This window comes from Acetobacterium wieringae, from assembly GCF_023700225.1.
In the GTDB taxonomy this organism is placed as follows: domain Bacteria; phylum Bacillota; class Clostridia; order Eubacteriales; family Eubacteriaceae; genus Acetobacterium; species Acetobacterium wieringae.
In genome coordinates, this window is record NZ_CP097897.1 from 880,271 (window position 1) to 894,538 (window position 14,268).

A 14,268-nucleotide genomic window follows, 5' to 3' on the forward strand; every position below is an offset into this window, starting at 1 on the left:
TCTCAACTGGCTGATGCCGGTTGGGAGCTTTATTTCTTTAGAAAACCCAGTTTTGATTTGGAAATTTGCTGAATCCATTAAAGATTTTTTATTTTTTGACGATAACATCATCAGGATAGTATGATATAATTGTCTTAAAATAATTTTATTCAGATTTGACGATCGGTCGACGGATCGATGATATAAGCAATTTAGGACAGATCATAAAAAAGGAGGTCTTGTCATGGCAATAAAAAAAACGACAGCTTCGATGTTATCGGCTGTTTTGCTGACTTCGGTGCTTTTTTCGCCGGCAGTATGGGCTGAAGGCGCTCAGGCATCAATTGTTACCGAACCGGGAGTTCAGTACAAAACACATATTCAGGATTATGGCTGGGAAACCACCTGGAAAAGCAATGGTAGTTTGTCAGGCACGGTCGGAGAGTCGAAACGACTGGAAGCTTTGCTGGTGGGACTAACTGGTTCGCTGCCGCAAGGGGCAAGCATTCAGACCTATGTTCATGTGCAAAATCGGGGCGATTTGGGTCCGTTTGCCATGGGTACGGAAGCTGGAACCAGTGGGCAGGGTCTGCGTCTTGAAAGTGTCCGGTTAGTCCTCAACAATATGCCGGGGTATCGTCTTTTATACAATGTTCAGGTTCAGAACCAGGGCTGGCTAAAGGATATCAACGATCCGAATACCTGGTTTAGAAATGGTGAAACCGCTGGAACATCAGGGCTAGGATTAAGGCTTGAGGGACTTCGAATAAAAATAGTCGAAGTGAATGAGGAGTACGAAACGTATCTTTCGACCCTTAAAGCGGTTAATCCCTATTCATATACCAGCGAATCCTGGGCCGATTATCAGGAAATTGTCGATGCCAATGAGATGACAACGGATAACAGCAAGGAAGAAATTATACAGGCCATTGCCAACATTACGGCGGCACAGAAAGACCTGGTGCTGGCAAAGAATTTAACTGCTTATAGGGCAGCGCTTGCTTCTGTACAGGAAGTGAATTACACCCCGGATACTTGGTCGGTATATCAGGATGTGGTGGCTGACAATGTGGTTACAAAAGATGACTCCCAGGCTGATATCAATACTGCTCTTAAAAATATACTGGAAGCTCAGAAAAAATTGCAGTGGAAGGTTAATCTAACTGAGTATCAGGCAACCTTGGATGCCGTTCGTGAGGAAGACTATACAGCAGAGTCATGGTTAGTATATCAGGGAGTTGTGTCATCTTATGCCATGACGGAAAACAATACTCAGCCTGAAGTCGATGCAGCGGTTAAAAAAATCGATGAAGCCCAGAAAAGAATGGTCAAAAAATTTGATTTTACTGCTTATAATGCACTGCTTAACGCAGTAAAAGAAGAAGACTATATTGAAACCACCTGGGCAATTTATCAGGATGTGGTTGATGCCAATTTCGTGGATGAAACCTTCTCCCAAAGCGATATTGAAAAAGCCATTAAAAATATCGAAGAAGCTCAGAAGAAGTTGATTAAGAAAGCTGATTTAACGTACTATCAGGCGGTATTGGATGCAGTTAGCAAAGAAGACTACACCACGGCCTCCTGGAATGCCTATCAGAAGGAGGTTCGCTCCGTGGTAGTGAATGCCATGAGCAAGCCGGAGGTTATTGATGAGGCTGTTCTTAAAATTTTGTCAGCGCAAATGAATCTGGTACCGGCCGGTGACATGCGTTATTACTATGCAGCCATTAATGGGGTGATTCGAACCGACTATACGACGGCATCATGGGATGCCTACCAGAAAGTAGTGGCGGCTAATGTGGTTGTTCCGGCTGATGGACAGGAAGCCATTGATGCAGCGACCGAAAAAATCGAAGCAGCGCAAAAGAAATTAGAGGGAGCTGCCGAAGATCTTGACGAATATAATGAGTTGATTGGTCTTGATCAAGATAACTATACTTCAGCATCCTGGGCAACTTATCAGAAAGTCATTGATGCCAATTTTCTGAAACCGCAGGACGGACAATCGAAGATCAATACAGCGGTGACAAAACTGCGGGCAGCCAGCTTGAAGCTGGTGGAAAGAGCCAGTGATTATACCGAGTATAACAAAGCCTTGAAATACAATCTTTATTTAGGAAAAGACCCCGCTGATACGACTTCGACAAAACCATTGGTTGAGATGAAACAAGGTGACTACACGACGTCGTCTTGGGCAACTTATCAGAAGGTCCTGGATGCTAATATTATGGATCCGGATAAGTCGCAGACTCAGGTTAACACAGCAGTGGCCAATATTAAAAAGGCTCAGTACAAGCTGCTAAAAGGCGGTGATCTGGCGCGATACAACACGATATTGAATTACAATATTGTTCTTGGTAAAGATCCAGACGACGCTGCTGATCTCCGAACCCTTAAGCCGATGAAAGAGGTCGATTATACCTCCACATCGTGGACAGCCTACCAAAAGATCTTAACTGCTAATGAAATGGATTCTGATAAATCTCAGGCCCAGATTGATGCTGCGGTGGTGAAGATTACCCGGGCTCAACAAAAATTGATGGAACGAGGCGATCTTGAAGAATACTATGACGTCCTCAATCTCGTGAAAAGAGCTGACTATACGACTAAGAGCTGGACTGAATATGCCAAGAAAATAGCATCGAAAGGCTATTTCGTAACCCCGGATAATACTCAGGCAGAAATCAATCGTGCCATTGACTTGATTAAATTAGCCCAGCTTAATCTACAGCAACGGGGTGATACTGATGAGTATTATGATTTGATTGATAAATACTCAGATCAAAGTGTATTTAAGACAGCCCCCTGGAGTGCTTATTTGGCTGTTCTTGCAAAGAATGTTGTTTCGTCAGAGAATACAGACTCTGAGATTAAGATTGCAGTTGATGCGATCAAGCGAGCTCAAGCCGTTCTGGTTCAACCAGAAAATGCAGCATCGATCCTGACTGCTTATAATGAGGCGTTGGCTAAAACAGATGCTGCTGGTTCATACACACCAACATCCTGGCAAACATATCAAAATACAATCAAACCGTATTTAGGCTATACAAAAGACATTGACCAGGCAAAAGTAAATGAAGCAACAGCAAAAATTATTGAAGCGCAACAGTTCCTCATTCGAACAAATCAGGCAGAACTGGATGCTTTTGAAAATGTTATTGAGATGTATCTGAGAAACAAAATGCAAGTTGGAAAAGGTTATGTCGAGCAGCTTAATAAATATGTTGACCCGGGTACCTGGAATGATTATGTTGATACCGTTGAAAAATATGCAGCAGCATATACAGACTATACATGGCAACAAACGGTAATTAATAAAGATAGTCGTCCGGAAGTCATTATTGCTGCGACCGAAGATATCAAAAAGGCAATCAGAAACCTTGATCCTGATGGTATAAACCTCGATCTTGATTATAGTGGCTATGATATAGCAGTAGCAGCCGCTAAACCCTGGCGAGACGATCTTACCGTGTGGCCTAACACGATGGCTCAGGTGGCTCCACTGTATACGCAAAAATCTTATGATGATTATGTCAGAGATTGCATCAATTATGAGATTTTCAATCGGATTGAATCGACCAGAGAAGTATTTATGGATCAAACGAAGATTAATAATGCGACCAGCATGATCACCAATGCTCAAGCGACCCTGTATTATAGAGCTACCGAGTCAGATATTGCTGGCTATAATGCGCAAGTAACAGAATTTAAAACCTTAAGAAGTTCAAAGAGTAACTACACGACAGCGACATGGGATAATTATGAAATGGTTTATCTCAACTCGCCGGCAAACTTGAATGATCTGCCAAACTTGAAACAGATCGATTGTAAGAGTGCTACTGATCAGCTTAAGGCAGCACGAGATGCCCTCAAATATACCGCCGTATATGTGGGAACAAATGTGACTAAAAATAATTTACAATTACCGAGCATTACGACGGGAACAAATTTATTGACCCGGGCTGAAGGTTTGCTGTTAGACAAAACAAAATATAAGGTTGAGGTGGTTTCGGTAAGCGGAACACCAAATGCTGAAGTGGATAATAATGGTGTTGTTACAGGTGTTGCGGGTTCCTTTGCAACGATTAGTTTTAAAATCACCGAATTAGCAGATCCGACAAATAATTATGTGACAGTTACCATTGCCGGATTAGCAATTTCTTGATGCCAAGAAAACTGCAAAAAAAATATAAAGATTTCAGATATCAAAAAAATCCCTTATTAGGAGCTCCTGCTCTTAACAAGGGATTTTTACTTTTTGAACTAATCTTCAGAGATAACGAAGAGTTGGGATCAATCACGATACCCCATTCACCACAACTTCCATCCCCGCCAGATCAAACCCGGTTTCGCAATAAACGGAATAGGTGTATTTATCAGTTTTCCAGGTGGCTAAGCCCATGCCATCGGGGTTGGTCTGGTAGAGAACCGGAATCCCGGAAGCGTTTGCTTTGGTTTCGCCGCTCTGGAATTCGGTGTAAACACCCGCAATGTTGTCGATCATCACATCACCCTTACGAACCGTATAGCTGACACCATCCAGGGTAAAATTGGCCTGGGCAATGTCATCAGAGATGGTGAAGTATTTCACATCCGTGATGCCGGTTGGCAGGGTTTCGAAGGTAAAGCCGATTGCATCCTTAATCGCCTCGCTTGAGGCCTGCTCCACCATCGGGTTGGGCAGTTCGGTTTTGGAATCATCCTTTTTTTCGGCGGCAGGGGTGCAGCCAGTAAAAAGAAGAACCGTGAGAGAAACAAGAATCAAGGGAAACAACAACAGTTTTTTTGATTTCATAATAGACCTCTCTTTATTTTATATTTTAGGTAATTGCAAAACTGCCGTGAGCTTTGCGCCCAGTTTCGCACGAAACAATTTTTACACTGTACGGCGGACAGTTCGCTGAACTGTTCGCCTACACGTTACAAAATTGTTTGTGGAAACTGCACTCAAAGCAATTATTGTTCGATTTTTTTCATTTCGCAATTATCTATTTTATTTTTAGATGTTGGGGCATGTCATGGCAGCGTTTCGTTTGTCATACCGGTTGTTAAATTTGCAGCTAAATCGGACAGTTACTGTCCCTGGCCACATGGGTAAACTGACTCTTGCCGCTGGCATAATCAGCTACGCATTGACCATGACCCAGTAGTTTGTATTTATAACTAAGCAGTCCGTCCAGGCCAACCGGACCCCGGGCATGAAGTTTGCTGGTGCTGATCCCCACCTCAGCGCCGAAACCGAAACGGAAGCCGTCGCTGAAGCGGGTTGAACAGTTCCTAAAAACTCCGGCTGAATCCACCAGGGTCATAAAAGTTTGAGCGGTGGTTTCGGTGGTGGTCAGAATCACATCGGTGTGACCGGAACCGTAGGTGTTGATATGGTTAATGGCCGTGTTCAGATCGGGTACAATTTTAATTGACAGGATGTAATCCAGGTATTCGGTTGTCCAGTCGATCTCGGTAGCTGCTTCCACGGCAATAATCGCCTGAGTGGCAGCATCTCCCTTAATATGAACATTTTTGGCCTCCAGTGCCGTTTTAAGTTGCGGCAACAGAGCAGCGGCGATTTTTTCGTTGACAAGCAGGGTTTCCAGGGTATTGCAGGCAGCGACATACTGGGTTTTAGAATCGACAATGATCGCAACGGCCTGGGTAAGATTGGCATCTTCATGAACATAAACATGGCAGATGCCGTCGGCGTGGCCCATGACCGGAATGTTGGAATTGTTCATAATATATTGAACAAAGCTGTTGGAACCCCGGGGAATAATCAGATCAATGTAGTGATCCAATGCCAGCATGGCAGTGACGTCTTCCCGGGTTTCCAGATTTTGGAGCCAGTCCTTTGGCAGACCCACAGAAGCGGTGGCTTGATTGATGATTTTGGCAAGAAGTCGATTGGTTTCCAGGGCTTCACGGCCGCCTTTTAAGAGTACCGCATTGCCGCTTTTCAGGCAGAGGGTGGAAATCTGAACAAAAGCATCGGGTCGGGATTCGAAGATAACCCCAATGACCCCAATCGGGCAGGTGACCTTATAGAGATCCAGACCTTCATCCAGCTCGGTTGACAATTTGGTAGCTCCCAGGGGATCGGTCAGCTCCATCAGGCTGTGGATTCCCTGGATTACGTCATTGATCTTTGCAATATCGAAGGTCAGACGTTTAAGCAGGGGGGCACCCAGGTTTTCTTCCTGAGAGCGTTTCATATCGACTTGATTGGCAACTGCAAGTGCTTCTTTGTTTTCTTCCAGAGCGTTGGCAATGGCCAGCAGCCCGGCATTTCGCAGCTGACCGTCGGTGGCTGCTAACAGGATGCCCGCCTCCCGGGCGATTTTTCCGCATTGTTCCATTTGCATTGGCATTTCCTCCTAAATTTTGGGATTGGGTTTTTAGGGCGAGGGTCTGACCCCTTGGTCATCACGGATCGCTCCTACAAACTAATGTGTGATAGTCGTATTTAAAAATATGGATTCGTAGGGGCGGGTTTTACCCGCCGGGACGTTTGTATATTGACTAACGTTCCGGGCGAATGCGATTCGCCCCTACACTATGATGTGTGACATTATATGTGTTAACAGAGTTATTGTTTTCTTCGTTGGGGTGGGTAAGCCACCCCAATGACGGCCTTTATTTTGCCAATAAATTTTCTCGAATCTTCTTAAAATCTTTCTCCCGTAGATCCGTTTTTTCCATTAAATAGGTTTCGACATTACCGAAATTGGTGTTTATATAGTCCATGGAAATTTTTAACCACTCAGGCTTGACACCATAAAATTCCCAGAGGTGATAATTTTCAATACCCAGTTCCTCGGACATAATGTTACCCAGCAGGTTAAAACTCTCGTCGAAGGTCAGATTCGTCAGCGTATAGTCAGACAGGATCACATCTTCACTAACGCCTAAAATGCTCAGAATCAGATAAGTCATAAAACCGGTACGATCTTTACCGTTGGTGCAATGATAAAGAATTGGGTATTCCGATGGTTCGGTTAGGTATTTGAGCACTTCGGCAAAGCACTGGGCCCGATCTTCGGTCTGGATTTTGTAAATATGGCGCATAAATGCATCAATTACGCCCGGTTGGGTGAAATCCTGATGATCCAGGCCCATATCTGCACTGGTGAAAATTGGCAGCAGATGGTATTCCGTATTTTTGGGCAACCGATCAGCCTGACGCTTTGATTTGGATTCATTTCTGAAATCAAAGACATGTTTAAGGCGTAGGGCCGAAAAATAGTCGACATCCTTATCGGAAAGGTGGGCCAGCTCTTCACTACGGATCACTTTTCGCCACTTGATTTTGCGACCATCGATTCCCGTGTAGCCGCCGATATCCCGAATGTTGATGGAATTTTCCAGTTGGATCAGACGTTTGCTCAATTGGGTTTCTTCACAAAAAATCAGATTGTTTTCATCTTTGAAATTATATAAGATCCGACCATTGGGGGCAATCAACCCGGGATAGGTGGATTTTTGCGGTTCGGACTCGAAAACTGGAGCAACCTCAGCGGAGGCGGTTATACCCGGTTTATCAGGCTGAGCGGATTCTGTCGTGGACATAGATACTGGGGGCGAATTTTCGTACAGGGGTTCGTCGTGAATCGTTTCTTTATTGAGCGCTTCAGACCAGTCAGTAGATGGGATTGATGGTTTTTTCTTGATTCGTTTTCTAACCAGAAAATAAGCGGGGATAGCGGCAGCAGCGCCAGCAATAATGGCAAGGGTGGTCGTTTTTTTCATTGATGATTTCCTTTCTGTGACTTCCATGATATCTGTTTTTTGATTCATTATATGTTATGATTATAGCATATAATGAATCAAAAAAGTCCTAAAATGTGAGGAGTTAATAATGAATACGTTAAAAGTTGATAGCGGGGGAGGACTGGGTATTTATTGTCATATTCCGTTTTGTCTCAAAAAATGTGCCTACTGTGATTTTTCGTCATTCTCTCATCAGACTGAGGCAGTGATCAGGGATTATTTTGCAGCTTTGCATAAGGAAATTAGAAAATTTTCCGAAGAAAATAAAGGATCAATTTTACCAGCAGTGGATACCATCTATTTTGGTGGGGGAACACCTTCTGCAGTTGATGTCAGACACATCGAAGCTACCCTTTTGCTGTTAAATGAAGTATTTCAGATAAAGGACGATGCCGAAATCACCATTGAAATCAATCCCGGGACGCTGACTACCGATAAAGCCAGACGCTACAAAAAGGCGGGGATCAATCGGGCCAGCGTGGGGCTGCAGGCCTGGCAGGATTTTCTGCTAAAAATCCTTGGTCGGGTTCACAGTCAGGCCGATTTTAAAAAAGCGATGGAGCTCTTAAAAGAAGCGGGATTCAGTAATTTTAGCGTGGATGTAATGGTGGGCTTGCCGGGACAAAAGCTCGAGGATGTAATGGAAACCTTGCAGGCGGTAATAAAATATGCCCCCACCCATCTTTCCTGTTATAGCCTGATTTTGGAGTCGGGAACACCAATGGCCAACTGGGTGGAGTCGGGGCAGTTGGAGCTGCCGGATGAAGATGAGGAACGGGAAATGCACTGGGCCGTGGATGCTTTTCTAAACGAACAGGGATTTTTGCATTATGAAATATCCAGCTTCTGTCGACCCGGATATGAGAGCCGACATAATGTAAAATATTGGGAACTGGTTCCTTACCTGGGTTTTGGTTTGGGGGCTCATGGTTATTTTAACGGCCAACGTTATGGAAACAGTAATGAACTTAACGAGTATTGTCAGTTGCTGAAAGCGGACAAATCACCGTCAATTTTTGAACCGGCGATGACGCCGGAGGAGCAAATGCGTGAGTGGATGTTTTTAGGTTTACGCAAACTGGGTGGGATTCGGGAGGACGATTTTTGCGCCCGTTTTGGAGAAAGCTATTTTGTCCCGTTTGGTGAGGTTATCCAGTCGCTGATCACCGCCAGATTACTGGTATGGGACGGGTCGGTTTTGAAGTTGACACCCAGGGGGCAGGACTTTGGAAATCAGGTATTTATGGCTTTTGTCTAGATGCAATCAGGTCGAAAAAATAACTTAAGAAAACTTTAAAAAGTGAGTAAGCCATTATAGAAACTAGTTGACAAAGTAGGGGTAGGGTGTTATATTTAACTCAGATGTTAGCACTCAATTATTGCGAGTGCTAATAACGAGGTGAATCATGGAACTTAACGCACGTAAAAAGAAAATATTAGAAGTGATCATCCGTGACTACATCAATACCGCCGAGCCGGTTGGCTCCCGGACGCTTTCAAAAAGATGTAATTTGGGTATCAGTCCGGCCACCATTCGAAATGAGATGGCTGATCTTGAAGAACTGGGTTTTCTGGTTCAACCCCATACCTCTTCGGGACGGATTCCAACCCAGCAAGCCTATCGTTATTACGTTGATGAAATTATGGAGATCCAAAAACTTGAGAAGATGATCCGGACGGATATTCATCGCGGTTTTCTGGATCATACCACTGAACTGGGACCGACGATGTCGCATACTGCTCAGGTTTTGTCGCAGCTAACCAACTATACAGCAGTTGTTCTGGCGCCTCGGGTTACAAATTTTAACTGTAAGCATGTCCAAATTGTTTCTTTAATTAAAAACAGGGTACTTATGGTAGTAGTGACTCAGGAAGGGATGGCTAAAAATATTGAGGTAACCCTTTCTCAGGAGGTTGATACCATCCTGGCGCTGAAGCTTTCCAATGTGATTAATGGATTTTTAAAAAATACCGTTCTCAGTGAGATGAGTTCGGATTTAATTGATCAAATTCAGGAATTGTCCCCGGCGGAAAGTAAATTGATCCATGAGATTATCCCGCATCTAAAAAAAGCCTTGATGGAGGACGCTTCGGAGGTTCACTCCACCGGATTAACCAATCTATTTAATTATCCGGAGTTCAGCGACGTCAATAAGATTAAGCAATTGATCAATATTGTTCAGGAAAAGCAGGTGCTCTCAGAAATGATGGCATCCAAGGATGGCAATCAGGTCATTCGGATAAAAATAGGGAGTGAAAATGACAATGAAAATCTTAAAGACTTCAGCATTATTACTTCCACCTACGAGTTGGATGGCGAAATGATGGGCGCCTTTGGCGTAATCGGACCCACCCGGATGAACTATGACAATGTGTCGTCGGTTCTTAACTATATCCGCAATGAGTTAAATTTACATATCTCAAATTTATTAATGAAATAGGTGATTAGATGATAAAAGAAGAGGAAATTAAAACAGAAACCGCTTTTGAAACAGATGAAGCGCTTTTAGATGAAGCAGAAACAGTAGCCGATGAGGCCGCAGCAGAGGAAACCGCAGAGACATCTCCGGAAGAGGTATTAAAGGAGATTGTAAAGGAGGATGAGGCCGTCTTGAATCGCCTGATCAGACTTCAGGCTGATTTTGAGAATTTTAAAAAGCGGAGTCAAAAAGAAAAAACAGAAATGTATCAATTTGCATCAGAGAACTTTGCCACCAAGCTGTTGCCGGTAATGGATAATCTGGAGCGGGCGGAAGCCGCCTTAGCCGATGCCAGCGAGGAAGCCAAGGGTTATATTGATGGACTGGAAATGGTTTTTAAGCAGCTTAAGGATGTTCTCAAAGAAGAAGGACTGGAAGAAATTATCTGCGAAGGTCCTTTTGATCCCAATCTTCACCATGGCGTTGCTGTTGGTGAGGACGAAGAAAAAGAAGACCAGGAGATCATGGATGTATTTCAGAAAGGTTATAAGTTCAAGGGCAAGGTAATCCGGCCAGCCATGGTTAAGGTTTGCAGCAAGTAGCATTGCAGCAGCTAAAAATGAAATTATAATTAGCAATAGAATCATAAAGAATCAAAAATTCGCTGGTCTTATCACCAGAAACGAGTTTTTATTTAAAAAATAGTAAACAATTCAGGAGGAAATAGATATGAGTAAAGAAAAAATTATCGGGATTGACTTAGGAACCACAAACTCTTGTGTAGCCGTATTAGAAGGCGGTGAAGCCGTCGTAATCCCTAATGCTGAAGGAAATAGAACGACCCCATCGGTTGTTGCGTTTGCCAAAGATGGTGAACGACTGGTGGGACAGGTTGCCAAACGACAGGCAGTTACCAATCCGGATCGCACCATTTCGTCAATTAAACGGGATATGGGCACCGACCGTAAAGTAACCGTCGATGACAAAAGTTATACCCCTCAGGAAATTTCAGCCATGATTCTGCAAAAGCTTAAAGCGGATGCCGAAGCGTATTTGGGTGAAACTGTCAGTAAAGCGGTTATCACCGTACCTGCCTACTTCAGTGATGCCCAAAGACAGGCGACCAAAGATGCCGGACGGATTGCTGGTCTGGAAGTACTGCGAATAATCAATGAACCAACCGCAGCAGCGCTGGCTTATGGTTTGGATAAAGATGCCAATGACAAAATTATGGTCTATGACTTGGGTGGCGGAACATTTGACGTATCCATTCTGGAACTGGGGGATGGCGTTTTCGAAGTTAAAGCAACCAATGGAAACAATCACCTGGGTGGTGATGACTTTGACCAGAAAATCATTGACTGGATGGCTGCTGAATTTAAGAAAAGCCATGGAATTGATCTTAAAAATGACAAAATGGCGCTGCAGCGACTTAAAGAAGCAGCAGAAAAGGCCAAAATTGAATTATCGACGGTTATGAAATCAGACATTAATCTACCCTTTATCACCGCCACGGCAGAAGGTCCACAGCATTTGGAATTATCCCTGACCCGGGCAAAATTTGATGAGCTGACCTCAGATCTGGTTAAGAGCACCATTGGACCGGTTGAAAAAGCCATGAAAGATGCCGGCCTTTCTAAAAATGAATTGGACAAGGTAATTTTAGTTGGGGGCTCGACCCGAACCCCATCCGTACAGGATGCCGTTAAAAACATTACCGGTGAAGAAGCTTACAAAGGGATTAACCCGGATGAATGTGTAGCCATCGGAGCGGCAATTCAAGCGGGGGTATTAGCTGGCGAAGTTCATGATGTATTACTGCTTGATGTCACCCCATTATCTCTGGGAATTGAAACATTAGGTGGAGTATTCACCCGGTTGATCGATAGAAACACCACGATTCCGACCAAGAAAAGTCAGACATTCTCAACTGCAGCAGACAATCAAACGGCTGTTGACATCCATGTTTTACAGGGTGAACGAGAAATGTCCAAGGATAACAAGACATTGGGTCGCTTCCAATTAACCGGGATTCCAGCAGCACGACGAGGAATTCCACAAATTGAAGTAACCTTTGATATTGATGCCAATGGTATTGTCAATGTGTCCGCTAAAGACATGGGAACCGGTAAATCTCAAAATGTTGTTATCAAATCGACCACCAACATGAGTGATGAAGAAATTGATAAAGCAGTTAAAGAAGCGGAACAACACGCTGAAGAAGATAAAAAAGTAAAAGCTTTGATTGAAGCTAAAAATATTGCCGATTCCACAATCTATCAAACTGAACAGTCTCTGAAAGAAATGGAAGGCAAGGTTTCAGAAGATGATAAGGCCAAGGTTGAAGCCGCCATTGCCGAGCTGAAAACGGCCAGTGAAGGGGATGATGTGGAAGCCATTACAAAGGCAACCGAAGCATTAAATGAATCCTTCTACCCATTAGCTCAGAAAATGTATGAGCAAGCTGCTGCACAACAGGCACCTGACGAACAGGAAACTACAGATCAGGGTGATGACGATGTTGTGGATGCTGAATATGAGGAAGTTAAAGAGTAAGAATTGCCAGAAACCGGCAAAAACCAGTGGCAGCCAAGGCTGCCACTCTTTTTCGTGGAGGCAACGAGCCAAGCGCAAGCGCGCCTGCAGTTGGCTACTGCCTGCAAACGGCTCAAAATGTGGGTGAGCGTTTTGAAAAGTTTCGTGGAGGCAATTGTAGGGGCGATCCGTGATCGCCTGGAGCGTGGATCAAGAAACTGACGTTTATGTGCGGGCGATCGAGGATCGCCCCTACGGACCATGATTTGCAGGTGGCTGAAAGAGACGCTTCACGAAAAAAGACTTTAACTCTGCTGTTCAAAAAGGTATAATAAGTAGTTGTTTAGTTGGTGTTTAGGATTCAAAAGAGGTGAGAGTATTTATGAGTGAAAAAAGAGATTACTACGAGGTGCTGGGGGTCGGTAAAGACTCCAGTCCGGATGAGATAAAAAAAGCATACCGAAAAAAAGCCATGGAGTTCCATCCGGACAAAAATCCGGGGAATGCTGAAGCTGAAGAAAAGTTCAAGGAAGCCAATGAAGCCTATGAAATTCTAAGTGATGCCGATAAGAAAGCCCGCTATGATCAATATGGTCACGCCGGGGTTGATCCCAATGCTGGTTTTGGCGGCGGTGGCGGCGGATTTTCCGGTGGTTTTGGTGGTTTTGAGGATATCTTTGGCGATATTTTCAGCGCCTTTGGCGGCGGCGGTGGGTTTAGCGGCGGCCGTGGTGGTCGACGTTCCAACCGGGGCTCTGACATGAAGATCAGTATTAATCTGTCTTTCCATGAAGCCGTTTTTGGCATCGAAAAGAAAATTAAGATTAAACGTAATGAAGAATGTGGAAGTTGCGGCGGTTCTGGTGCTGAAAAAGGATCGACTTCAAAAACCTGTGACCAATGTGGCGGTTCGGGTCAGGTTTATGTCAGACAGCAGACGCCATTTGGAACAGTTCAACAGGTTCACACTTGTGACAAGTGTCATGGTGAAGGCAAAATCATTGATAAACCGTGTCCCACCTGTCATGGTTCCGGACTTGAATCCAAAGAACGCACCATTAGCATCAAAATTCCCGCTGGTGTCTATGACGGTTCAATTCTGCCACTGCGAGGTCAGGGCAACGCCGGGCCAAACCACGGCAGTGCCGGTGATCTGCTGGTGTATATAAGCGTCCGGGAAGACCCCTTATTTAAACGCAGCGACGACGATGTTTATTATGAACTGCCCATTACCTATGCCCAGGCGGCGTTGGGTGACAGCATTGTGGTACCGACCATTGACAGCAAAATCAAGCTTAAAATACCAGAAGGTACCCAAAACGGTAAGGTATTCCGACTTAAAGGAAAAGGGATACCCAATGTTAACGGCCGGGGCCGGGGGGATCAGTTTATTACCATTAAGGTGGAAGTACCCCGTAAGCTCAATCGTGAACAGCGTCATGCATTAAACGAGTATGCCAAGGTAACCGGAGAAGACGCGCATCCGGAAGGGAAACGTTTCTGGTCTCGGGTTGAAGCCGAAGAAAAGGAAAGTCATCCTAAAAAAGACGCCTGATCCTAGTGAACACCA

The 14,268-nt window shown here is 44.4% G+C and carries 9 protein-coding genes; 6 read left to right on the forward strand and 3 right to left on the reverse strand.

The window, feature by feature from the left end:
- The first annotated feature begins 223 nt into the window (after positions 1-223).
- Positions 224-4,147 (forward strand): hypothetical protein, encoded by a 3,924-nt coding sequence (locus CHL1_RS04355; RefSeq protein ID WP_250934848.1) that lies wholly within the window; start codon positions 224-226, stop codon positions 4,145-4,147.
- A gap of 132 nt (positions 4,148-4,279) precedes the next feature.
- Here the strand turns inward: CHL1_RS04355 and CHL1_RS04360 are convergent, their stop codons facing one another.
- The 3 genes from CHL1_RS04360 to CHL1_RS04370 all read right to left on the reverse strand — a co-directional run bounded on the left by CHL1_RS04360 (position 4,280) and on the right by CHL1_RS04370 (position 7,722).
- Complete coding sequence (locus CHL1_RS04360; RefSeq protein ID WP_250934850.1) at positions 4,280-4,777, reverse strand: hypothetical protein; 498 nt, start codon at positions 4,775-4,777, stop codon at positions 4,280-4,282.
- Between the two features lie 265 nt (positions 4,778-5,042).
- Positions 5,043-6,338 carry a glutamate-5-semialdehyde dehydrogenase gene (locus CHL1_RS04365; RefSeq protein ID WP_250934859.1) on the reverse strand — a complete coding sequence of 432 codons (1,296 nt, stop codon included), beginning with the start codon at positions 6,336-6,338 and terminating at the stop codon, positions 5,043-5,045.
- 271 nt (positions 6,339-6,609) lie between these two features.
- Complete coding sequence (locus CHL1_RS04370; RefSeq protein WP_250934861.1) at positions 6,610-7,722, reverse strand: tyrosine-protein phosphatase; 1,113 nt, start codon at positions 7,720-7,722, stop codon at positions 6,610-6,612.
- A gap of 109 nt (positions 7,723-7,831) precedes the next feature.
- Between CHL1_RS04370 and hemW the strand changes: the two genes are divergently transcribed.
- The 5 genes from hemW to dnaJ all read left to right on the forward strand — a co-directional run bounded on the left by hemW (position 7,832) and on the right by dnaJ (position 14,253).
- Positions 7,832-9,001, forward strand: a complete 1,170-nt coding sequence (gene hemW / locus CHL1_RS04375) for a radical SAM family heme chaperone HemW (protein WP_250934862.1) — start codon at positions 7,832-7,834, stop codon at positions 8,999-9,001.
- 148 nt (positions 9,002-9,149) lie between these two features.
- On the forward strand, positions 9,150-10,184 hold the full coding sequence (gene hrcA / locus CHL1_RS04380) for a heat-inducible transcriptional repressor HrcA (RefSeq protein ID WP_070371775.1): 1,035 nt from the start codon (positions 9,150-9,152) through the stop codon (positions 10,182-10,184).
- A gap of 8 nt (positions 10,185-10,192) precedes the next feature.
- Positions 10,193-10,765, forward strand: coding sequence for a nucleotide exchange factor GrpE (gene grpE / locus CHL1_RS04385; protein WP_250934864.1), 573 nt, complete (start codon positions 10,193-10,195; stop codon positions 10,763-10,765).
- A 127-nt stretch (positions 10,766-10,892) separates the two neighbouring features.
- The gene (gene dnaK, locus CHL1_RS04390; RefSeq protein ID WP_250934865.1) at positions 10,893-12,719 is read left to right on the forward strand and encodes a molecular chaperone DnaK; all 1,827 of its coding nucleotides are present in this window, start codon (positions 10,893-10,895) and stop codon (positions 12,717-12,719) included.
- A gap of 361 nt (positions 12,720-13,080) precedes the next feature.
- Positions 13,081-14,253 carry a molecular chaperone DnaJ gene (gene dnaJ / locus CHL1_RS04395; RefSeq protein WP_250934867.1) on the forward strand — a complete coding sequence of 391 codons (1,173 nt, stop codon included), beginning with the start codon at positions 13,081-13,083 and terminating at the stop codon, positions 14,251-14,253.
- Positions 14,254-14,268: the final 15 nt, after the last annotated feature.

Excerpts from the sequence above, each read along its gene's own strand:
- CHL1_RS04355 (WP_250934848.1), top strand. The coding sequence starts at position 224 with ATGGCAATAAAAAAAACGACAGCTTCGATGTTATCGGCTGTTTTGCTG.
- CHL1_RS04360 (WP_250934850.1), bottom strand. The coding sequence starts at position 4,777 with ATGAAATCAAAAAAACTGTTGTTGTTTCCCTTGATTCTTGTTTCTCTC.
- CHL1_RS04365 (WP_250934859.1), bottom strand. The coding sequence starts at position 6,338 with ATGCAAATGGAACAATGCGGAAAAATCGCCCGGGAGGCGGGCATCCTG.
- CHL1_RS04370 (WP_250934861.1), bottom strand. The coding sequence starts at position 7,722 with ATGAAAAAAACGACCACCCTTGCCATTATTGCTGGCGCTGCTGCCGCT.
- hemW (WP_250934862.1), top strand. The coding sequence starts at position 7,832 with ATGAATACGTTAAAAGTTGATAGCGGGGGAGGACTGGGTATTTATTGT.
- hrcA (WP_070371775.1), top strand. The coding sequence starts at position 9,150 with ATGGAACTTAACGCACGTAAAAAGAAAATATTAGAAGTGATCATCCGT.
- grpE (WP_250934864.1), top strand. The coding sequence starts at position 10,193 with ATGATAAAAGAAGAGGAAATTAAAACAGAAACCGCTTTTGAAACAGAT.
- dnaK (WP_250934865.1), top strand. The coding sequence starts at position 10,893 with ATGAGTAAAGAAAAAATTATCGGGATTGACTTAGGAACCACAAACTCT.
- dnaJ (WP_250934867.1), top strand. The coding sequence starts at position 13,081 with ATGAGTGAAAAAAGAGATTACTACGAGGTGCTGGGGGTCGGTAAAGAC.